Here is a 967-nt window from a genome sequence, read left to right as displayed (position 1 = left end):
TCCGACTTGGCCGGTGCTGCCGTCGGCGCCACGGTCCGGACCGCCGTCGCCCGCGCCCCGGGCGACCGAGGAGCCGGCAGGGCGTCGCGCACCGCGGCCGGGGGGCGGGTCGCCCTCGTGCCAGACCACCGCGGCGGTGTCGTAGGGCACCTCGAGCGGCTCGCCGTCGTCGCCGACCTGTCCCTCGCCCGGGCGGCGGCCGCGCGCGCCGCGGCGGCGCACCGCGGCCCCGTGGGCGCCGGTCTCCACCGGGTCCTCGTCGTGGTCGTCCTCGTCGTGGTCGTCCCCGTCGCCGCCGGCGCCCGCGTGCGAGCGGCCCCCGGTGAGCCAGACCAGGCCGTCGCGCACCCGGCTGGTGACCTGGTGCAGGGGCGTCGCGGTGAGGACGAGCAGCCCGAAACCGGCGAGCAGGACGAGCACCGGCACCGTGAGGTACACCGAGACCGCCTGCTCGAGCGGGTTCGCGAGCAGGAACCCGAGGATGCCGCCGCCGGCCTGCAGGCGCGCGGCCCCCTCCGGGGGCGCGGGGAAGCCGGCGAGCACGTGCAGCAGCGCGGCGGCGGAGGCACCGAGGGCGAGCAGGCCCACGCCGACGCGGCCGCCCTCCTGCTCGGTGTCCGGGCGGCGGAACAGCCGCAGGCTGAGCCCGAGCAGGACCAGTGGCACCGCCAGGCCGGCGCGGCCGAGGAGGCCGGCCACCGCGTAGTGCACCCAGCCCAGGACGACCGCGTCGACGCCGAACCACTCCGCGGCGGCGACGACGGCAGCCGCGGCCAGCAGGAGGAAGCCGATGCCGTCGCGGCGGTGGACCGGGTCGAGCTCGCTCGCGCCGTGGTGGACCGAGCGGACCAGGCCGCCGACCATCCGGCCGGGCAGTGTGAGCAGGCCGAGCAGGAGCCGCGTGGCCAGGCCGGGCGGCGGCGGGGCCTGCCGGGACCGGGCGGCGGGCCGGCGCGCGGCGGTGGAC

The 967-nt window shown here is 79.8% G+C and carries 1 protein-coding gene; it reads right to left on the bottom strand.

Annotated features, from left to right (window positions below):
• Positions 1-967, bottom strand: a 967-nt coding sequence (locus tag WCS02_RS20610) for a DNA translocase FtsK 4TM domain-containing protein (RefSeq protein WP_340296183.1), incomplete at both ends; no start/stop codon positions are given.

It is taken from the genome of Aquipuribacter hungaricus (genome assembly GCF_037860755.1).
GTDB classification, from domain to species: Bacteria; Actinomycetota; Actinomycetes; order Actinomycetales; family JBBAYJ01; genus Aquipuribacter; species Aquipuribacter hungaricus.
Note: the sequence above shows the minus strand (reverse complement) of the source record. Positions and strands in the feature narration are given on the sequence as shown.